General features: G+C 71.8%; 18 protein-coding genes. 12 read left to right on the top strand and 6 right to left on the bottom strand.

The window, feature by feature from the left end; all coding sequences use genetic code 11:
• Window positions 1-3 precede the first annotated feature (3 nt).
• The 9 genes from dapA (at window position 4) to Bra3105_RS05045 (ending at window position 10,080) form a co-directional block, all read left to right on the top strand.
• Window positions 4-924, top strand: coding sequence for a 4-hydroxy-tetrahydrodipicolinate synthase (gene dapA / locus Bra3105_RS05085; RefSeq protein ID WP_228358861.1), 921 nt, complete (start codon window positions 4-6; stop codon window positions 922-924).
• Between the two features lie 15 nt (window positions 925-939).
• Window positions 940-2,640 (top strand): ribonuclease J, encoded by a 1,701-nt coding sequence (locus Bra3105_RS05080; protein WP_200503562.1) that lies wholly within the window; start codon window positions 940-942, stop codon window positions 2,638-2,640.
• Window positions 2,641-2,877: 237 nt separating this feature from the next.
• A complete protein-coding gene (locus tag Bra3105_RS05075; protein WP_407650912.1) occupies window positions 2,878-5,856 on the top strand; it encodes an FtsK/SpoIIIE family DNA translocase in 2,979 nt (992 codons plus the stop codon).
• A gap of 71 nt (window positions 5,857-5,927) precedes the next feature.
• A complete protein-coding gene (gene pgsA, locus Bra3105_RS05070) occupies window positions 5,928-6,536 on the top strand; it encodes a CDP-diacylglycerol--glycerol-3-phosphate 3-phosphatidyltransferase (protein WP_152353564.1) in 609 nt (202 codons plus the stop codon).
• Window positions 6,533-7,063 (top strand): CinA family protein, encoded by a 531-nt coding sequence (locus Bra3105_RS05065; protein WP_152353563.1) that lies wholly within the window; start codon window positions 6,533-6,535, stop codon window positions 7,061-7,063. Before pgsA ends, Bra3105_RS05065 begins: the two co-directional genes overlap by 4 nt.
• Window positions 7,064-7,402: 339 nt before the next feature.
• Window positions 7,403-7,708, top strand: coding sequence for a helix-turn-helix domain-containing protein (locus tag Bra3105_RS05060; protein WP_152353562.1), 306 nt, complete (start codon window positions 7,403-7,405; stop codon window positions 7,706-7,708).
• 1 nt (window position 7,709) lies between these two features.
• On the top strand, window positions 7,710-7,934 hold the full coding sequence (locus Bra3105_RS05055) for a DUF3046 domain-containing protein (protein WP_152353561.1): 225 nt from the start codon (window positions 7,710-7,712) through the stop codon (window positions 7,932-7,934).
• A 284-nt stretch (window positions 7,935-8,218) separates the two neighbouring features.
• The gene (recA, locus tag Bra3105_RS05050; protein WP_152353560.1) at window positions 8,219-9,340 is read left to right on the top strand and encodes a recombinase RecA; all 1,122 of its coding nucleotides are present in this window, start codon (window positions 8,219-8,221) and stop codon (window positions 9,338-9,340) included.
• 107 nt (window positions 9,341-9,447) lie between these two features.
• Window positions 9,448-10,080: a regulatory protein RecX gene (locus Bra3105_RS05045; protein ID WP_152353559.1), complete on the top strand. Its 633-nt coding sequence runs from the start codon at window positions 9,448-9,450 to the stop codon at window positions 10,078-10,080.
• A 28-nt stretch (window positions 10,081-10,108) separates the two neighbouring features.
• Here Bra3105_RS05045 and Bra3105_RS05040 read toward each other — a convergent pair whose 3' ends face one another.
• Genes Bra3105_RS05040 through Bra3105_RS05025 form a run of 4 tightly spaced genes read right to left on the bottom strand, consistent with a single transcriptional unit; the run spans window position 10,109 to window position 13,394 of the window.
• A complete protein-coding gene (locus Bra3105_RS05040; protein WP_228358859.1) occupies window positions 10,109-10,978 on the bottom strand; it encodes an amino acid ABC transporter permease in 870 nt (289 codons plus the stop codon).
• Window positions 10,975-11,622 carry an amino acid ABC transporter permease gene (locus Bra3105_RS05035; RefSeq protein WP_200501147.1) on the bottom strand — a complete coding sequence of 216 codons (648 nt, stop codon included), beginning with the start codon at window positions 11,620-11,622 and terminating at the stop codon, window positions 10,975-10,977. The genes Bra3105_RS05040 and Bra3105_RS05035 overlap by 4 nt, the downstream gene beginning before the upstream one ends.
• 24 nt (window positions 11,623-11,646) lie before the next feature.
• On the bottom strand, window positions 11,647-12,618 hold the full coding sequence (locus tag Bra3105_RS05030) for a glutamate ABC transporter substrate-binding protein (RefSeq protein WP_228358858.1): 972 nt from the start codon (window positions 12,616-12,618) through the stop codon (window positions 11,647-11,649).
• A gap of 56 nt (window positions 12,619-12,674) precedes the next feature.
• A complete protein-coding gene (locus Bra3105_RS05025; RefSeq protein WP_370646038.1) occupies window positions 12,675-13,394 on the bottom strand; it encodes an amino acid ABC transporter ATP-binding protein in 720 nt (239 codons plus the stop codon).
• Window positions 13,395-13,563: 169 nt separating this feature from the next.
• Here Bra3105_RS05025 and miaB point away from each other — a divergent pair, with 169 nt between their 5' ends.
• Window positions 13,564-15,105, top strand: a complete 1,542-nt coding sequence (gene miaB, locus Bra3105_RS05020) for a tRNA (N6-isopentenyl adenosine(37)-C2)-methylthiotransferase MiaB (protein WP_228358856.1) — start codon at window positions 13,564-13,566, stop codon at window positions 15,103-15,105.
• Window positions 15,106-15,157: 52 nt separating this feature from the next.
• Here the strand turns inward: miaB and Bra3105_RS05015 are convergent, their stop codons facing one another.
• Together Bra3105_RS05015 and Bra3105_RS05010 are read right to left on the bottom strand one after the other, a co-directional pair.
• A complete protein-coding gene (locus Bra3105_RS05015; protein WP_228358855.1) occupies window positions 15,158-15,901 on the bottom strand; it encodes a glycerophosphodiester phosphodiesterase in 744 nt (247 codons plus the stop codon).
• A 150-nt stretch (window positions 15,902-16,051) separates the two neighbouring features.
• Entirely contained in the window at window positions 16,052-16,534 is a 483-nt protein-coding gene (locus Bra3105_RS05010) for a type III secretion system chaperone family protein (protein ID WP_227488213.1), read from the bottom strand.
• 109 nt (window positions 16,535-16,643) lie between these two features.
• Between Bra3105_RS05010 and miaA the strand changes: the two genes are divergently transcribed.
• Both miaA and dapF read left to right on the top strand, forming a co-directional pair.
• Entirely contained in the window at window positions 16,644-17,585 is a 942-nt protein-coding gene (gene miaA / locus Bra3105_RS05005) for a tRNA (adenosine(37)-N6)-dimethylallyltransferase MiaA (protein WP_228358854.1), read from the top strand.
• Window positions 17,586-17,595: 10 nt separating this feature from the next.
• The gene (gene dapF, locus Bra3105_RS05000; protein ID WP_228358853.1) at window positions 17,596-18,504 is read left to right on the top strand and encodes a diaminopimelate epimerase; all 909 of its coding nucleotides are present in this window, start codon (window positions 17,596-17,598) and stop codon (window positions 18,502-18,504) included.
• The last annotated feature ends 105 nt before the right edge of the window (window positions 18,505-18,609 follow it).

The following is an 18,609-nucleotide window of genomic DNA, read 5'->3' as shown; positions in this document are numbered from 1 at the left end:
CAGATGACCGTCCAGCCCGCACCGGCAGCACGGCCCTTCGGCACCGTCGGCACCGCGATGGTCACCCCCTTCACCGAGGACGGTGAGAAGCTCGATCTGGATGCGGCGCAGGCCGTCGCCGCGCACCTCGTCGCGCACGGCAACGACTGCCTCGTGGTCAACGGGACGACGGGCGAATCGCCCACCACGAGCGACGCGGAGAAGATCGCCCTGGTCAGGGCCGTGCGCGAGGCCGTCGGCCCCGGGATCACGCTGCTCGCGGGCGTCGGCAGCAACGACACCCGCCACAGCATCGAACTCGCCCGCGCCCACGCGGACCTCGACCTGCAGGGCCTGCTCGTCGTCACGCCCTACTACTCGAAGCCCTCCCAGGACGGCATCATCGCGCACACCGAGCAGGTGGCCGACGCCACCGAGCTGCCGATCCTGCTCTACGACATCCCCGGCCGCAGCGGCGTCCCGCTCGCGCACGAGACGCTCCTGCGCCTCGCCCAGCACGAGCGGATCCTCGCGGTCAAGGACGCCAAGGGAGACCTCCAGCAGGCCGCCCTGGTCACCGCCCAGTCCGACCTCGTGTACTACTCGGGGGAGGACGCCCTGAACCTCGCCTGGCTCGCCGTCGGAGCGGCCGGCATCGTCTCGGTCGTCGGCCACGTCGCCGGTGAACTCGAGGCGCAGATGGTCGCCGCCGTCCAGGCCGGCGACCTCCCCGCTGCTCAGCAGCTCAACCGCCGCCTGGCCCCCGTGGTCGAGGCGGTCATGACCCGCATGCCCGGTGCGGTCGCCGCGAAGACGGCCCTGGTGCTCCAGGGCGTCCTCCCGCACGCGACCGTCCGCGGCCCCCTCGCCCCTGCGAGCGCACCCCAGATGGCCGAGCTCAGAGAATCGCTCGCCGCCGTCGAGGGGATCCCGCCGCTCGTCTGAACACCGGAAGGACCCATGACACTCACCACTCCCTTCAGCGAGCGGCTCCAGCAGCCCCGCAAGCCCGCCAAGGACACCCTGCGGATCATCCCGCTGGGCGGCCTCGGCGACGTGGGCCGCAACATGACCGTCTTCGACTACAACGGGCGCCTGCTCGTCGTCGACTGCGGCGTGCTGTTCCCCGAGGAGTCCCAGCCCGGCGTGGACCTGATCCTGCCGGACTTCCAGTACCTCGAGGACCGCCTCGACGACATCGCGGCGATCGTCCTCACCCACGGCCACGAGGACCACATCGGCGCCGTGCCCTACCTGCTGCGCCTCAAGCCCGACATCCCTGTCGTCGGCAGCCAGCTCACCCTCGCGTTCATCGAGGCCAAGCTGCGCGAGCACCGCATCAAGCCGTACACCCTCGCCGTCAAGGAGGGGGACAGCGAGAGCTTCGGCCCCTTCGACTGCGAGTTCGTCGCCGTCAACCACTCGATCCCCGACGCGCTCGCCGTGTACATCCAGACCCCCGCCGGGACCGTCCTGCACACCGGCGACTTCAAGATGGACCAGCTGCCGCTCGACGGCCGCATCACCGACCTGCGCGCCTTCGCGCGGCTGGGCGAGAAGGGCGTCGACCTGTTCATGGTCGACTCCACGAACGCCGAGGTCCCGGGCTTCACGACCGCCGAGCGGGAGATCGGCCCGGTCATCGACTCGATCTTCGCGCGCTCGCGCCAGAAGATCGTCGTGGCCTCGTTCTCGAGCCACGTCCACCGCGTCCAGCAGGTCCTCGACGCCGCCGCGAAGCACGGCCGCAAGGTCGCCTTCGTGGGCCGCTCGATGGTGCGCAACATGGGGATCGCCTCGGACATGGGCTACCTCGACGTGCCGCCGAACACCCTCGTGGACGTCAAGAAGATCGACTCCCTGCCCGACGAGAAGGTCGTGCTCATGTGCACGGGCAGCCAGGGCGAGCCGATGGCGGCGCTGGGCCGGATCGCGAATAGCGACCACCGCGTCTCGGTGGGCCCCGGGGACGTCGTGATCCTCGCGAGCTCCCTGATCCCCGGCAACGAGAACGCGGTCTTCCGGATCGTCAACGGCCTGATGGCCCTCGGCGCCGAGGTGGTCCACCAGGGCAGCGCCCGCGTGCACGTCTCCGGGCACGCGAGCTCGGGGGAGCTCCTGTACTGCTACAACATCGTGCGGCCGAAGAACGTCATGCCCGTGCACGGCGAGGTCCGCCACCTCATCGCCAACGGTCGCATCGCCGAGTCCTCGGGCGTGCCCTCCGACCACGTGGTCCTCGCGCACGACGGCTCCGTGGTCGACCTCAAGGACGGGAACGCGAAGGTCGTGGGCGAGATCCCCAACGGCTACGTGTACGTGGACGGATCCAGCATCGGCGAGATCTCCGAGGCCGACCTCAAGGATCGCCGCATCCTCGCCGATGAGGGCTTCATCTCCCTGTTCACCGTGGTCAGCTCCGAGACCGGCGAGATCCTCGCGGGCCCGGAGATCCACGCCCGCGGCGTCGCGGAGGACACGGCCGTCTTCGAGAAGATCCGCCCCGACATCGTCAAGGCCCTCGAGAAGGCCCTCGCCGAGCAGACCGGCAAGCGCGACACGCACCAGCTGCAGCAGGTCATGCGGCGGGTCGTGGGCCGCTACGTGGGCCAGCGCCTGCGCCGCCGCCCGATGATCATCCCGGTGGTCGTCGAGGCCTGATCGGGCCGGCGCACGCCGTGCCGGACGTCCCGGATCCCGCTCGCCCCGAGCGGGATCCGGGACGTCTCCGTGTCGCCGCACCCGGGTCCGACGGGCCCGAGAGGGTAGATTGGCCCCATGGCGACACGTACGTCTTCCCCCGCACGTGCGTCGAAGGGCTCGTCCCGGACCTCGTCCTCCCGCTCCTCGCAAGGAGCCGGCGCGGCCGCCCACGATCCGTCGACGCTCCCGCTCCCGGTGCGCGCAGTCCGCGCCGGGTACCTCGGCATCGCCCGCGCGATCGGCGGATTCATCCGCGCGATCGGCGTGGCCCGCTGGGAGGTCCCCTTCGACCAGCGCCGTGACGGCTACGCCCTGTTCCTGCTGCTGATCGCGGCCCTCGTGGCGACCCGCGAGTGGTTCCGCGCGCCCGGCGCGCTGTTCGACGGCGTGCACGCGGTGGTCGGCGGGACTTTCGGCATCGCCTCCGTCGCGGTGCCCCTGCTCGCGATCGGCTGGGCGCTGCGCATGTTCCGGCGCCCCGACTTCGTGCGCGCGAACACGCGCATCGCCCTGGGCGTCGCCCTGCTCATGGTCTCGTTCTCCGCGATCGCCTCGATCCACGCCCGCTTGCCCGCCCCGTCCGACGGGATCGACGCGCTCGCCTCCGGCGGCGGGGTCCTCGGCTACCTGGGCGCCGCGCCCCTCGAGGCGCTCGTGCCGGCCCCCGTGGTGATCGCCGTCTACGTCCTCGTGGCCCTGTTCGCGGTGCTCGTGCTCACCGCCACGCCCGTCGAGGCGCTGCCCTCACGGATCCGCGGGGTGTACGCGAGCCTCGTCGGCCACAGCGAGGAGGAGGACGCCGAGCGCGAGAGCTTCGGACTGCGCCCGCGCCGCTCCGCCGCCCCCGCCGCGACCGAGGAGCAGGCGGAGACCGCTCCCAAGCCCCGTCGCCGCCGCACCAAGAAGGAGATCGCCGAGGACGCCGCGCGCGACCACGACGAGTTCGGCTACGCGGGCGACGAGGCCTTCTCCGGCGCCGTGCAGGACGACGAGGACGCCGCCGGCGGCCGTCGCTCCCGCGGTGCCCGCACCCGCAAGGGCTCCCGCGCCGCGGACGGCGCCGAGGGCACCGACAGCACCGAGGTCTTCGACGTCGTCGCCGACGAGAACGCCCGCGCCAAGGGCTTCCCCGGGAAGACCGCCGCCCTCCCGGCCGGCGGCGCCGGGGCCGACGGGCGCACCGCGCCGATGCCGGCCTCCGGTGCGCGCGGACAGAAGGGCGCGCGCGGTCAGGGCGCCGCGGGCGCGCAGGACGGCCAGCAGACCCGCCAGGCCCCGTCGGCGGCCGCGGCCTCGAAGGCGGCGCAGGAGGAGCGCCCCGAGATCATCCTCCCGCCCAGCGGGGACCTGCCGCGCGCGGGGGAGCAGCTCGAGCTCGCGGGCGACGTCGTCTACACCCTCCCGGACTCGTCGTTCCTCCTCGAGGGCCCGCCCGCGAAGTCCCGCTCCGAGGCCAACGACCGCGTGGTCGAGGCCCTCGGCGAGGTCTTCGCCCAGTTCAACGTCAACGCGGAGGTCGTCGGCTTCTCGCGCGGCCCGACGGTCACCCGCTACGAGGTCGAGCTCGCACCCGGCACGAAGGTCGAGAAGGTCACAGCGCTCGACAAGAACATCTCGTACGCGGTCGCGAGCTCGGACGTGCGCATCCTCTCGCCGATCCCGGGCAAGAAGGCCATCGGCATCGAGATCCCGAACGCCGACCGCGAGACCGTCGCCCTGGGCGACGTGCTGCGCAGCCCCGTCGCGACCCGCAACGAGCACCCGATGGTGATGGGCGTGGGCAAGGACGTCGAGGGCGGCTACGTCGTCGCGAACCTCGCGAAGATGCCGCACCTGCTGGTCGCGGGTGCCACCGGCTCGGGCAAGTCGAGCCTCGTGAACGCGATGATCACCTCGATCCTCATGCGCGCCACCCCGGAGGAGGTGCGCATGGTGCTCGTGGACCCCAAGCGCGTGGAGCTCACGATCTACGAGGGCATCCCGCACCTCATCACGCCGATCATCACCAACCCGAAGAAGGCCGCCGAGGCCCTCGAGTGGGTCGTCAAGGAGATGGACGCCCGCTACGACGACCTCGCGACCTTCGGCTTCAAGCACATCGACGACTTCAACAAGGCCGTGCGCGCCGGGGAGGTCGAGGTGCCCGCGGGCAGCGAGCGGCGCCTCGCCCCGTACCCGTACCTGCTGGTCGTCGTCGACGAGCTCGCGGACCTGATGATGGTCGCCCCGCGCGACGTCGAGGCCTCGATCCAGCGCATCACGCAGCTGGCCCGCGCCGCCGGCATCCACCTCGTGCTCGCGACCCAGCGTCCGAGCGTCGACGTGGTCACCGGCATCATCAAGGCGAACGTGCCCAGCCGCCTGGCCTTCTCGACCTCCTCCCTCCAGGACTCCCGCGTGATCCTGGATTCCCCCGGGGCCGAGAAGCTCATCGGGCAGGGCGACGCCCTGTTCCACCCGATGGGCAAGGCCAAGCCGATGCGCGCCCAGGTCGCCTGGGTCAACGAGTCGGAGATCCACAAGGTCGTCGACCATGTCAAGAAGCAGATGAAGCCGCACTACCGCGAGGACGTCACCGTCGCCGCGGCCAAGAAGCAGATCGACGACGACATCGGCGACGATCTCGAGGTGCTGCTGCAGGCGGCCGAGCTCGTGGTGACCACGCAGTTCGGCTCGACCTCCATGCTGCAGCGCAAGCTCCGCGTCGGCTTCGCCAAGGCCGGCCGCCTGATGGACCTGCTCGAGTCCCGCGAGATCGTCGGCCCGTCGATCGGCTCGAAGTCCCGCGACGTCCTCGTCGGCCCCGACGACCTCGCCGGCGCCGTCGCCCGCATCAAGGGCGAGGACGACCCCGGGTCAGCGGGCCGCGCCCCCTCGGACTCCGACGCCCCCTTCGACTCCGGCACCGACGTGGGCGACGGGGCCGGGTACTCCGAGGACGCGTACGACGACGCCGGATACGGCGGGGCGGACGAGGGCGACGACGGCTCCGGGGACGCGCCCGCGGGGCCCGGCGGACCCGCCCCCTCCGCCTCGGCGCAGGGCGGCGCCCCCGACCGCTACGGCCAGGACCCGCTCGCCCACGACGCGGGCGACGTCGCGACCGACTACTACGACGACTACGACTCCGCGGAGGGAGAGAGCGAGGACGCCTGGCAGCTCACCGGCAGGTGAGCCGTCGGCGCCCGAGCGATCGACACCGCGAGTCCCGACCGGGCGTCATCGACGCCGACCGAGGAGCAGGCATGAACGCCCCGCAGACCCACCCGGACGCCCCGCCCGTCCCGCTGTGGAACATCGCGAACATCCTCACGATGATCCGCTGCGTGATGGTGCCGGTGTTCGTCGTCGTCGCCGCCTTCTACCCGGACGTCATCTCCGGGCGGCTCGTGATCACGGCGATCTTCGTGCTCGCGATGATCACGGACTTCCTCGACGGGCACCTCGCCCGCAGCCGGAACCTCATCACCGACTTCGGGAAGATCGTCGACCCGATCGCGGACAAGGCCATGACGGGCGCCGCCTTCGTCATGCTCTCGGTCTGGGAGTACATCCCCTGGTGGATGACGATCCTGATCCTGCTGCGCGAGTTCGGCATCACCATCATGCGCTTCACGATCCTCAAGTACGGCGCGCTGCCGGCGAACCTCGCGGGCAAGACCAAGACGATGATGCAGACGATCGCGATCACCTTCTGCCTGCTGCCCTTCGAGCTGTGGTGGGGCCCGGCGCGCTGGATCGGCCTCGCCCTCGTGGTGATCGCCCTGGTCCTCACCGTCTACTCGGGCCTGGTGAACCTCAAGGACGGCCTGCGGCTGCGTCGCGAGGCCCTCTCCTCGACCTCCCGCCGATGAGCGGGTCCCCGGACACCGCCCGGGCGGTGATCGCTCTCGCGACCGAGGCCGGGCTGCAGCTCGCGACCGCGGAGTCGCTCACTGCCGGAGCCGTCGTCGCGCGGCTCGTGGACGTTCCCGGCGCGAGCGCATGCGTCGCCGGGGGAGCGGCCTGCTACACCTACGGGGCCAAGCACCGCGTGCTCGGGGTCGACGCCTCCGAGCTCGAGCGCACCGGCGCCGTCACGGCGGAGGTCGCCCGGGCCATGGCCCGCGGCGCCCTCGCCCTCTACGACGCCGATCTCGCCGTGTCGACCACCGGGGTCGCCGGTCCGGGGGCCGACGATCGCGGCGTCCCCGAGGGGACCGTCCACCTCGCCGTCGCGGTGCGCGGGGGCGGGGAGCGGTCCGCGCCGGAGTCCCGGATCGCCCTCGAGCGTGAGCTGCATCTCGCCGGATCGCGCGCCGAGATCCGTGAGGAGAGCGTCGGCGTCGCGCTCGACCTGCTGCGCACCGAGCTCGAGCGGATGGCGCAGGCCCCCTTCTGACCTCGCGCGATGCGCCGAGGGGACCCTCGGCCGGGGTTCGACGGCCCGTCCGCACAGCGTCATGAGGGGCAATGCACTGGGTTCTCCGAGGGAGCCGACCGTAGGATCGGGAACACCCGGAGCGGTCGGGACGTTGCACTCACCGTGATGAGCACGATGAATCCCACCCGCGCACGGCGCCCCGGACACCCGGCGCCCGCCCGCGCGACCACCCGTCCCGGGACCCTGCGCGCGGGAGCGCAGCTCCCCGCCGGGGCGCTCCGCACCCCCCGCAGGGACACGCACGCACACGCGGATGCGGCCACGGCCGCCCCCGCGCACACGAAGGGAGTCCGACCCATGATCCTCTTCCGCCAGGAGCTCGGCGACGTCCTGCGCGAGACCCGGCGCTCCCAGGGTCGCACCCTCCGACAGGTCTCCTCGGACGCCCGCGTCTCGCTGGGCTACCTCAGTGAGATCGAGCGCGGCCAGAAGGAGGCCTCGAGCGAGCTGCTCTCCTCGGTCACCGAGGCGCTCGGCATGCCCCTGTCCTTCGTGCTGCGCGAGGTCTCCGACCGCATCGCCGTGGCCGAGGGCATGAGCATCCCCGACACCATCCCCGAGGGTCTGGCCGACGGCACCGAGAGCCTCGTCGGCGCCGCCTGACGTGCGCCGCAGCGAGTACACGCAGCTCGCGGACCACGTCTTCGGGCGCACCCTCGCGACGACGTACACGCAGGAGCTCGCCCTCGCGCGGCTCGGCCACCGCACCCCCGCCCAGGCGATCGCCCAGGGCGAGGACGTGCGGGCGGTCTGGACCGCTCTGTGCGACGAGATGGACGTCCCGGAGTCGCGGCGCTGGGAGATCCCTCCCGAGCTGCGGCATCGCTGAGGGGCCGCAGGGCGCCTCGCCAGCACGCGGGCCCTTCTTCCACGCGGCGCGCCGGACGACCGGCGCGCCGCGTGTCGCATACGTGCGTTCGAACATCTGTTCGGGTATCGTGGCGCCCGACGACCGGTTCCGCACAGGACCGATCCGCCCTCGCCCACGGGTCCTCCACAGGGGCCCTCCATCCACAGGCGGGGCGGGATCCTCCCGGATGTCCGACCGTCGACCTAGTGTGGCCGCACGGCACGCATCCGCCGGTCGCACCGGCTCCCCGGAAGGAACAGAACATGCCCGCAGCGAAGTCCAGCTCCGCACCCAAGGACCGCGCGTCCAAGGACCGAGCGTCCTCCCTCGACAACGCCCTCGCCCAGATCGACCGCCAGTTCGGCAAGGGCTCGATCATGCGCCTGGGCGATGACACCCGCCCTCCGGTCGAGGTCATCCCCACCGGCTCGGTCGCCCTCGACGCCGCCCTCGGCATCGGCGGCCTGCCCCGTGGCCGCATCGTGGAGATCTACGGCCCGGAGTCCTCGGGCAAGACCACGGTGGCCCTGCACGCGGTCGCCAACGCCCAGCGCAACGGCGGCATCGCCGCCTTCATCGACGCCGAGCACGCCCTGGATCCCGAGTACGCGAAGAAGCTCGGCGTGGACACCGACGCCCTGCTGGTCTCCCAGCCGGACACCGGTGAGCAGGCCCTCGAGATCGCCGACATGCTGATCCGCTCCGGCGCCCTGGACGTGGTGGTCGTCGACTCCGTCGCCGCGCTCGTGCCCAAGGCGGAGATCGAGGGCGAGATGGGCGACTCCCACGTCGGCCTGCAGGCGCGCCTCATGTCCCAGGCGCTGCGCAAGCTCACCGGTGCGCTGTCCTCCTCGGGCACCACCGCGATCTTCATCAACCAGCTGCGCGAGAAGATCGGTGTGTTCTTCGGCAGCCCGGAGACCACCACGGGCGGCAAGGCCCTGAAGTTCTACGCCTCCGTGCGCATGGACATCCGCCGCATCGAGACCCTCAAGACCGGTCAGGACTCCGTGGGCAACCGCACCCGCGTCAAGGTCGTGAAGAACAAGATGGCCCCGCCCTTCAAGCAGGCCGAGTTCGACATCCTCTACGGCGAGGGGATCTCCCGCGAGGGCGGTCTCATCGACATGGGCGTGGAGAACGGCATCGTGCGCAAGTCCGGTGCCTGGTTCACCTACGAGGGCGACCAGCTGGGCCAGGGCAAGGAGAACGCCCGCCAGTTCCTCAAGGACAACCCGGACCTCGCCGCCGAGATCGAGCAGAAGATCCTGCAGACCCTCGGTGTGGGCGAGTACGCCGTCAAGGAGGAGGCTCCGGCCGAGGCCGAGGGTGAGTCCTTCGACGCCGGCGAGTTCCTCGACGAGGACGTCCCGGCGACGATCTGATCCGGCCACCCGGATCGGTCAGCCATGACCGGGACGGAATCCGACCCAGCGCGCGGCGGCATGCATCCCATGCCGTCGCGCGCTCTCGTCCCCAGGACCCCTGAGCCATGACACCGACCCACCCCACGCCCGCGCACCGCGCCCCCGTGCAGCGCGACCTCGCCGCGCGCACCGACGAGATCCTCGCCCGCGCTCCCGCCGAGCCCACCGAAGCCGAGCGCGAGCGCGAGAAGCAGGTCGTCTCCCAGTGCCGGTATCTCATGCGCCTGCTCGCCACCAGGCGACGCAGCGCCGGGGAGATGTCCGCGCGCCTGCGCGAGCGCGAGGTCCCGGCCGATGTGGCCCACGAGGTCATGCAGCGGATCGCCCGCGCGGACCTCATCGACGACGCGGCCTTCGCCCGCGACTGGGTGATGCAGCGCCGGGAGCTCCGCGGTCTGGCGGACGAGGCGCTGCGGCGCGAGCTCGAGGCGAAAGGCGTCGCGGACGCCGACATCGACGCGGCGCTGGTGGCGCAGGCGGGCACGCCGCAGCACGCGGAGCTCGAGGAGGAGGAGCGCTGCCGCGAGCTCGTGCGCTGCCGCATCGCACCCGAGAGCCGCCGCACCGACATGGAGGATCGTTCAGAGCGCGCCCGCATGGCCCGCCGCCTCGAGGGGTACCTGCGCCGTCGCGGCTACGACGGCGCGCTCATCCGGCGCGTGGTCTCGAGCGAGCTCCTCGCCGCCACCGGGCGCTGACGACGCTGAGGGCGCTGCGGCGGGCGGGTCACTCCTCCACGAGAGTTGCGGTGCGCGCCACGCGGGCGCCCCGGCGCTGCAGACGCCCATGGCGCTGGACCCACACCGCCAGGCGCGAGAGCAACACGTTGAGGGTCACGAACACGGCGGCGCCCACGGCCAGCAGCGGGAGCAGGTAGTCGGCGTTGGTGAGCGCGTCGGCGACCCGGCTGATCTGGCGCAGCAGCTCCGCATAGCCCACGATGTACCCGAGCGAGGAGTCCTTGATGAGGACGACGCCCTGGGCGATGAGCGAGGGGAGCATCATGCGCACCGACTGCGGCAGCTGGATCGTGCGGTAGATCAGACCGCTGCGCATCCCCAGCGAGTACGCGGCCTCGGTCTGGCCTGCAGGCAGCGCGCTGATGCCCGCGCGCAGGATCTCCGCGAAGACCGCCGCGTTGTAGACGACGAGGCCGAAGACCACGGCGACCAGGGGCGAGGCGCCGGGGAGCACCAGGATCCCGAACAGCATGACGAGCACGACGGGCAGCGCACGGAAGATCTCGATCACCGCCGAGGCGAGCCACCGCAGACCGCGCCACGGCGCCGAGCGGAGCGAGACCAGGAGGATCGCCAGGATCATCGCGAGCGGAAGGGAGATCACCGCGGCCAGCAGCGTGTTGAGCAGTCCCCGGAAGACGGCCGACCAGATGTCCTGCACCTGGTAGCCGGCGAAGTTCGGGGGCGCCTCGACGAGGATCCGCCAGCGGTCGTCGAACACGCCGTTGGAGGCGAGACGCCACCCCAGCACCACCAGGACGATGACCAGGAAGGCGCCGACCACCCAGCTCACGCGGCGCTCGCGCCGCTTCTCGTCGGGCCCGGGGACGTCGTACAGGACAGGACCGCTGCTCATCGTGCGAACGCCGCCTTCCGTTCGAGGGCCGCCGCGAGACGCCCCAGCGGTATGCAGATGACCAGATAGCACAGCGCGATGCCCACGAGGATCGCGATGACGTCCGAGGAGTGCGCGTTCGTCAGCCGCTTCGAGAGCGCGAACAGCTCGAGCACGCTGAAGGCGCCGGCGACCGACGTGTTCTTCACAAGAGCGATGAGCACGCTGATCAGCGGAGGGATCGCCGTGCGGAAGGCCTGTGGGAGCACCACGATCGCGAGGTTCTGGCCGAACGACATGCCCAGCGAGCGCGCCGCCTCCGCCTGCCCCACCGCCACCGAGTTGATGCCCGAGCGCACCGCCTCCGCGACGAACGCCGAGGTGTAGCAGGTCAGCGCGATCACCGCCGCCACCTTGTAGGCGAAGGTGAACCCCATCGAGGGGGTCACGAACACGAAGAAGAAGAACACGATCGTGAGCGGGGTGTTGCGCAGGAACTCGGTGTACACGGTCGCCACGGTGCGCAGCGGCGCGTAGGGGGAGACCCGCATGGCGGCGAGCAGCGTCCCCACCAGCAGTGCGAGCACTCCGGCGGTGACGGCGAGGAAGAGGGTGGTGGTGAACGCGTCCCAGACGGCGGCGCGCGAGGCGAGGAGGCTTCCCATGGGCGGCGGCTCGGAGGCGGGCGCTCAGTAGCGGTCGATCTTCGGCGGATCCGGGGTGGGCAGGACCTGCCCGGCCGTCGACTTCCAGGCCTCCGCCCAGCTGCCGTCGTCGTAGGCCTTCTGGAGGGTGTCGTTGATGAACTCGCGGAAGTCGTCGTCGCCCTTCTTCAGACCGATCCCGTAGGGCTCCTTCGTGAAGGTCTTGCCGTCGTCGACCATCTGCAGCTTGTCCTTGTCGGCCGCGACGAAGCCGGCCAGGATCACGTTGTCGGTGGTGACGGTGTCGGCCTGACCGTTGTCCAGGGCGGTGACGCACTTGGAGTAGGTGTCGAAGGTGACGAGCTTCGCGTCGGGGTAGTTGTCCTCGATGTTCTGCGCAGGGGTCGAGCCCTCGACCGAGCAGACGTTCTTGTCCTTGAGATCGTCCGGTCCCGTGATCGCGTCGTCGCCCTTCTTCACCATGAGCGCCTGGCCGGCCGTGTAGTACGGGCCCGCGAAGTCGACGACCTTCTTGCGCTCGTCGTTGATCGTGTAGGTCGCGACCACGATGTCGACCTGCCCGTTCTGGATGAACGGCTCGCGGTTCGCCGAGACGGTCTCGGTCCACTCGATCTTGTCGGCCTTGATGCCGAGGGCCGCGGCGATCATCTTCGCGATCTCGACGTCGAAACCGGTGGGCTTGCCGTCGGGGCCCGCCTGGCCGAACAGCGGCTGGTCGAACTTGGTGCCGACGGTGATCTTCCCGGCGTCGGCGAGCTTCGCCATCGTCGAGCCCTCCTCGAAGCTCGAGGAGTCGACATCGGCGACGTCGTCGGAGGCGTCGTCGCCTCCGCCGCACGCGGCGAGGGTGAGCGCCGCGGCGGCGCCGACCGTCCCGGTGAGGAAGACGCGACGGCTGGGGGTGCCCGGGCGCAGGGAGAGGCCCGTGCGGACGGCGGGACCGGTGGGGGAGGGCTGGTGCTCGGTGGGGACGTGATCGGGACGCTGGCGTGACATGACGGGCTCCTTCGGTGCCTCGGGTGCCGAGCGGCTTCGCACGGCGGTCAGTGCGGTCAGTGGTGGAGGATCTTGGACAGGAAGTCCTTCGCGCGCTCGGACTCGGGCGCGGTGAAGAACCGGTCGGGCGGGGCGACCTCGAGGATCCGTCCCGCGTCCATGAACACGACCCTGTCGGCCGTGCGGCGGGCGAAGCCCATCTCGTGGGTGACAACGATCATCGTCATCCCCTCGCGGGCGAGGTCGGTCATCACCTCGATGACCTCGTTGATCATCTCGGGGTCGAGGGCCGACGTGGGCTCGTCGAACAGCATGAGCTTGGGCTGCATCGCCAGGGAGCGCGCGATCGCGACCCGCTGCTGCTGCCCGCCCGAGAGCTGCGCGGGCAGCTTCTGCGCCTGGTCGGCCACGCCCACCCTCTCGAGCAACCTCATGCCGAGCTCCTCGGCCTCCCGGCGCGGCATCCTCTTGACCTTGATGGGGGCGACGGTCACGTTGTCCAGCACGCTCTTGTGGGCGAAGAGGTTGAAGGACTGGAAGACCATGCCCACCTCCGCCCGCAGCCGCGCGAGCCCGGGGCCGGAGGAGGGCAGCGGACTGCCGTCGATCGTGATGTCGCCGGAGTCGATGGTCTCCAGGCGGTTGATCGTGCGGCACAGCGTCGACTTCCCGGAACCCGAGGGGCCCAGCACCACGACCACCTCGCCCGCATCGACCTCGAGATCGATGTCCCGGAGCACGTGGAGGTCCCCGAAATGCTTCTGCACCTCTCGCATCGTCACGAGAGGAGGGGCCGTCCCGGACTCACTCCGGGACGCAGATGTGGTCTGGGTCATGGCGCGACCGTACGCTCTCCCGGCCGCCCGCATCCCTGCTCCGCCCGGTCCGTTACCCCATGGTGACCTTCGCGGAGCCCCCGTGGACGGGTCGTACCCTGGTCGCATCATGACTTCCGTGCTCGCCCCGCAGAACGCCGACGCCGCCTCCGCCGCCCGCGGCACCTACCAGGTCCGCACCTTCGGCTGCCAGATGAACGTCCACGACTCCGAGCGCCTCACGGGCCTGCTCGAGGAGGCCGGCTACGTCGCCGCGCCCGCCGCAGCGGATCCCCGCCGCGGCGAGGTCGACGTGGTCGTCTTCAACACCTGCGCCGTGCGCGAGAACGCCGACAACCGCCTCTACGGCACCCTCGGCGCCCTGCGCCCCGGCAAGGACGCGAACCCCGGCATGCAGATCGCCGTGGGCGGTTGCCTCGCCCAGAAGGACCGCTCCGCGATCACCGAGCGCGCGCCCTGGGTCGACGTCGTCTTCGGCACCCACAACATCGGCTCCCTGCCCGTGCTGCTCGAGCGCTCCCGCCACAACGCCCGCGCCGAGGTCGAGATCCTGGAGTCCCTCGAGGTCTTCCCCTCGACGCTCCCCACGCGCCGCGAATCCGTCTACGCGGGCTGGGTGTCGATCAGCGTGGGCTGCAACAACACGTGCACCTTCTGCATCGTCCCCTCCCTCCGCGGCAAGGAGCGCGACCGCCGACCCGGAGACGTGCTGGCGGAGGTCCGCGACCTCGTCGCGAGCGGCGCGATCGAGGTGACCCTGCTGGGGCAGAACGTGAACTCCTACGGCGTGGAGTTCGGGGACCGGGGCGCCTTCGCGAAGCTGCTGCGCGCCTGCGGGGAGATCGACGGCCTCGAGCGCGTCCGCTTCACCTCCCCGCACCCGGCGATGTTCACGGACGACGTCATCGACGCGATGGCCGAGACCCCCGCGGTGATGCCCCAGCTGCACATGCCGCTGCAGTCCGGCTCCGACGACGTGCTGCGGCGCATGCGCAGGTCCTACCGGTCGAAGAAGTTCCTCGGCATCCTCGACCGCGTGCGCGAGAGGATCCCGCATGCGGCCATCACGACGGACATCATCGTCGGCTTCCCCGGCGAGACGGAGGACGACTTCGCGCGCACCCTCGAGGTCGTGGAGGCCTCCCGCTTCGCGAGCGCCTTCACCTTCCAGTACTCGGTGCGCCCGGGCACGCCCGCCGCGACCATGGAGGACCAGGTCCCGCCCGAGGTCGTCCGCGAGCGCTTCGAGCGGCTCACCGCGCTCCAGGAGCGCATCGGCCTCGAGGAGAACCGCGCCTTCGAGGGCCGCGAGGTCGAGGTGCTCATCGCCGAGGGCGAGGGCACGCGCGACGCGGACACCCACCGCATCTCGGGCCGCGCGGCGGACAACCGACTCGTGCACGTGGCCCTGCCCGAGGACACGGCGGACGGAGAGCGGCCGCGCCCCGGCGACCTCGTGACCACGACGGTCACCCGCGCGGCCGGGCACTACCTCATCGCCGACAGTCCGTTCGCCGTCCGCCGCACCCGCTCGGGCGACGCCTGGGAGGCACGCGAGAGCGGCCTCGACGACGGGGATGCGTGCGGGACCGGGGCACCGGCCCCGCAGGGGCCCGTCGGCCTCGGCATGCCGACCCTGCGCGCCCGCTGACGACGCCCGGTCCGCGGCCGTGCCGGTGATCCTCCGCCCGCGCTGACGCGGGTCAGTGCGCGCCGACGCCCCCGCGACCCGCGAGGACGCGGCGGGCCCACGCCGGGTCGTCGCTCGTGACCGTGTCGACGCCGAGGGCGACGGCGCGGTGCAGCGGCTCCTCGTCGTTGATGGTCCAGGCGTTCACGAGATGCCCGGCCTCGCGGGCGCGGGCGACGTCGGCGTCCGGCAGCTTCGACATCTGCAGGCTCACCGCCTCGGTCCGCAGCTCCTCGGCGAGCGCCCAGAAGTCCTCGTCGGCGACGTGCGTGATCGCCGAGAGCGGGATCTGCGGAGCCACCGCCCGGGCGGCGCGCAGCGCCTCGGGCTTGAAGGAGATGATCCAGGCGGGGGCCACCCCGTCCCTGCTCTGGTCGAGGTCCCGGTCGACGAGCAGCTGCGCCGTCTGCTCGGCGGCCGCGACCGCCTTGACCTCGACGAAGATCGGGACGCCCGCGCCCTGGGCGATGTCGAGGACCGCTTCGAGGGAGGGGACGCTCTCGCCGTCCGGCAGCAGCACGGTGTCGAGCTCGGCGCGGGTGAGCTCCGCGAGGGACCCGCTGCGCAGCGGGGAGTCCTCGGCGGCGGTGCGGTCGATCGTGGTGTCGTGCATGATCACGAGCTGCCCGTCGGCGCTCAGGTGCACGTCGCACTCGAGAAGGTCCGCGCCCGCGTCGACGCCCGCGCGGAAGGCGCGCAGCGTGTTCTCGGGAGCGAGCCTCGCGGCGCCGCGGTGTCCTACGATCTTCGGCTGCATCAGCCGATCACCTCCTGCAGGTCGTCATGGTTCTCGTCGAGGATCTTCTGGACGGCCTCGGCGATCGGCACGTACGCGGTGTTGCGGCACGGACGTCAGCGCGGTCGGGCCCCGGCTCCCGGGGGGGGGGGATCCCCCGAACGGGCGGGCTCAGTCGTCGAGCTCGTCGACCTCCGCGCCCAGACGCTCCTCGAGCTCGTGGAAGAACGCGATGACGGTGCGCAGCCCGCACTCGATCGCGCGGTCGATCTGCTGATCGGAGGCGCCCGAGCTGAAGTCGGAGGTGACCTCGCCGTACAGCCCCAGCAGGCCCTCGGACTCGCGTCGCACGTACACCTTGGGCCAGACACGGCTCATGTTCCACTCGTTGCAGAGCTTGAGCATCTCGGGCTTGTGGGCGCGCGAGACGGAGCGGTTCCAGCGGCCGCGGATCTGCAGCACGCTGCCGGCCTCGCCGGTGAGCATGAACTGGAAGCGGTAGTCGTCGAACCGCGCGCGCAGCACCTCGGGATGATCGGTGTCCTCCACGAAGGCGTAGCCGTGGCCGGACAGCGCCGCCTCGACGCGGTCGGTGCTGATCGGGTCCAGACCCTCCATCGACGCGGTGGCGGAGGAGGCCTGCTGCTGTGTCACCTGGAACCTCGTGGACGTAGGGGCGATCGGGACGGGCCCCACACTAGCCCCTTGCGCGCGCGAGGGCACCGCGGGGGTTGTCCACGGCACTCCGGGTACAGTGCGCAGCATGCCCGCGCCCGCCCCGCACCTGCCGATCCTCGCGATCGTCGGTGCGACCGCCACGGGCAAGTCCGACCTGGCCCTCGACCTCGCCGAGAGCCTGGACGGCGAGATCATCAACGCGGACGCCCTGCAGCTCTACCGCGGCATGGACATCGGCACGGCGAAGGTCGGCGCCGCCGAGCGCGAGCGCGTCCCCCACCATCTGCTGGACGTGCTCGAGGTGACGCAGGAGGCCAGCGTCTCCGCCTACCAGCGCGAGGCCCGTGCGGCGATCACGGAGATCCGCGCCCGCGGGCACGTGCCCGTCGTCGTCGGCGGATCCGGTCTGTACGTGCGCGCCCTCCTCGACGACATCCGCTTCCCGCCCACTGATCCCGAGGTCCGTGCGCGACTGGAGCGGCGCGCCGAGAGCGAGGGTGTCGCCTCCCTGCGGGCCGAGCTCGAGCGCACCGACCCCGAGGCCGCCGCGGCCATCGGAGCGCAGGACGCGCGACGCATCGTGCGCGCCCTCGAGGTCGGCGAGATCACCGGAGGATCCTTCCGCGCCTACCTCCCGCGGCGCGAGCACCTGGACCCCGCGACGCTGCAGATCGGACTGCATCGTGAACGCGAGGACCTGCGTGCACGGGTCGCGGTGCGCGTGGATCGGATGGTCGAGCAGGGACTGCTCGACGAGGTCCGCGCCCTGCGCGCGCAGGGGCTCGACGAGGGCGCGACCGCGCGCCGCGCGATCGGGTACGAGCAGGCGCTCGCCGTCCTCGACGACGCCATGACCTGCCGCGAGGCGATCGACGCGACCGTCGCCGGGACCCGGCGCTTGGTGCGCAAGCAGGACACCTGGTTCCGGCGCGACGAGCGCGTGGCCTGGTTGCCGGCGTCCTCCGACGATCTCCTCGCACGTGCGCTGGACCTCGTCGCCGCGCATCGCGCGGAGGTGCGCGCGTAGGCTTCCGGGCATGCCGACACACCGTGACGAGTCCTCCGCGGCCGCCGCCTCCGCGCCCCTCGCGCTGCGCTTCACCAAGGGGCACGGCACCCGCAACGACTTCGTGATCCTCGACGACCCGGAGGGCGCTCTCGCGCTCGACGCCTCCGTGGTCGCGGCGCTCGCGGACCGTCGCGGCGGCATCGGCGGCGACGGCGTGATCCGCGTGGTGCGCACCCGCGCCGCCGGCATCGACGCCCCCGACGACGCCCCCGAATGGTTCATGGACTACCGCAACGCCGACGGCTCGGTCGCGGAGATGTGCGGGAACGGCGTGCGCGTGTTCGCCGCCTTCCTCTCGCGCGCCGGGCGCCTGCCCGGAGGCGAGGCGCCCCTGGACATCTGGACCCGCTCCGGCGTGCGCCGCCTCGAGGTCCTGGCGGATCCGCCGAGCCCGGGCGACCCCTGGCAGGTGCGCGTGGGCATGGGCCCCGCCGGCGTGTCCGACGGGCCCGTCCGCACGGTGCGCATCGCCGGGCGCGAGCTGCCCGCGTGGGACGCGGACATGGGCAATCCCCATGCGGTCGTCGAGCTGCCCGAGGACCTGGTCCTCGAGGATCTCGACCTGGCCGTCCGCCCGGGCCTCGACCCCGAGCCCGAGCACGGGGCGAACATCGAGTTCGTCGTCCGCCGCGGTCCCGCGCACGTGGCGATGCGCGTCTTCGAGCGGGGCGTCGGCGAGACCCAGTCCTGCGGGACGGGCGCGGCGGCCGTCGGCGTGGTCTCCGCCCTCTGGGCCGGGGACGACGGCAGCGGACCCTGGCGGGTCGACGTGCCCGGCGGGACCCTCGAGGTCGCCCGCGCCGAGGACGGCCAGGTCACCCTCGCCGGCCCCGCGCAGCTCGTGGCCGACGGGGAGACCGCGCTCCCGCACGCCTGACCGGTCCCGAGGGGACGATCGGCCGCCGATCGTCCGGTCGGCAGCCGATCGCTCGATCGGAAGCCGCACGGCTCACGCTCTGCAGATCGGATCGCGTCGGATCGC

This window comes from Brachybacterium halotolerans subsp. kimchii (assembly GCF_020792675.1).
GTDB classification, from domain to species: Bacteria; Actinomycetota; Actinomycetes; order Actinomycetales; family Dermabacteraceae; genus Brachybacterium; species Brachybacterium halotolerans.
The sequence above is the reverse complement of the archived record's forward strand: the minus strand, read 5'-3'. Positions and strand labels throughout refer to the sequence as shown.

Coding starts and splice junctions, on each gene's coding strand:
- Bra3105_RS05060 (WP_152353562.1), top strand. CDS start 7,403: ATGATCCTCTTCCGCCAGGAGCTCGGCGACGTCCTGCGCGAGACCCGG.
- dapF (WP_228358853.1), top strand. CDS start 17,596: ATGCCGACACACCGTGACGAGTCCTCCGCGGCCGCCGCCTCCGCGCCC.
- miaB (WP_228358856.1), top strand. CDS start 13,564: ATGACTTCCGTGCTCGCCCCGCAGAACGCCGACGCCGCCTCCGCCGCC.
- Bra3105_RS05035 (WP_200501147.1), bottom strand. CDS start 11,622: ATGGGAAGCCTCCTCGCCTCGCGCGCCGCCGTCTGGGACGCGTTCACC.
- Bra3105_RS05015 (WP_228358855.1), bottom strand. CDS start 15,901: ATGCAGCCGAAGATCGTAGGACACCGCGGCGCCGCGAGGCTCGCTCCC.
- Bra3105_RS05065 (WP_152353563.1), top strand. CDS start 6,533: ATGAGCGGGTCCCCGGACACCGCCCGGGCGGTGATCGCTCTCGCGACC.
- miaA (WP_228358854.1), top strand. CDS start 16,644: ATGCCCGCGCCCGCCCCGCACCTGCCGATCCTCGCGATCGTCGGTGCG.
- dapA (WP_228358861.1), top strand. CDS start 4: ATGACCGTCCAGCCCGCACCGGCAGCACGGCCCTTCGGCACCGTCGGC.
- Bra3105_RS05045 (WP_152353559.1), top strand. CDS start 9,448: ATGACACCGACCCACCCCACGCCCGCGCACCGCGCCCCCGTGCAGCGC.
- Bra3105_RS05080 (WP_200503562.1), top strand. CDS start 940: ATGACACTCACCACTCCCTTCAGCGAGCGGCTCCAGCAGCCCCGCAAG.
- Bra3105_RS05025 (WP_370646038.1), bottom strand. CDS start 13,394: ATGCGAGAGGTGCAGAAGCATTTCGGGGACCTCCACGTGCTCCGGGAC.
- recA (WP_152353560.1), top strand. CDS start 8,219: ATGCCCGCAGCGAAGTCCAGCTCCGCACCCAAGGACCGCGCGTCCAAG.
- Bra3105_RS05030 (WP_228358858.1), bottom strand. CDS start 12,618: ATGTCACGCCAGCGTCCCGATCACGTCCCCACCGAGCACCAGCCCTCC.
- pgsA (WP_152353564.1), top strand. CDS start 5,928: ATGAACGCCCCGCAGACCCACCCGGACGCCCCGCCCGTCCCGCTGTGG.
- Bra3105_RS05040 (WP_228358859.1), bottom strand. CDS start 10,978: ATGAGCAGCGGTCCTGTCCTGTACGACGTCCCCGGGCCCGACGAGAAG.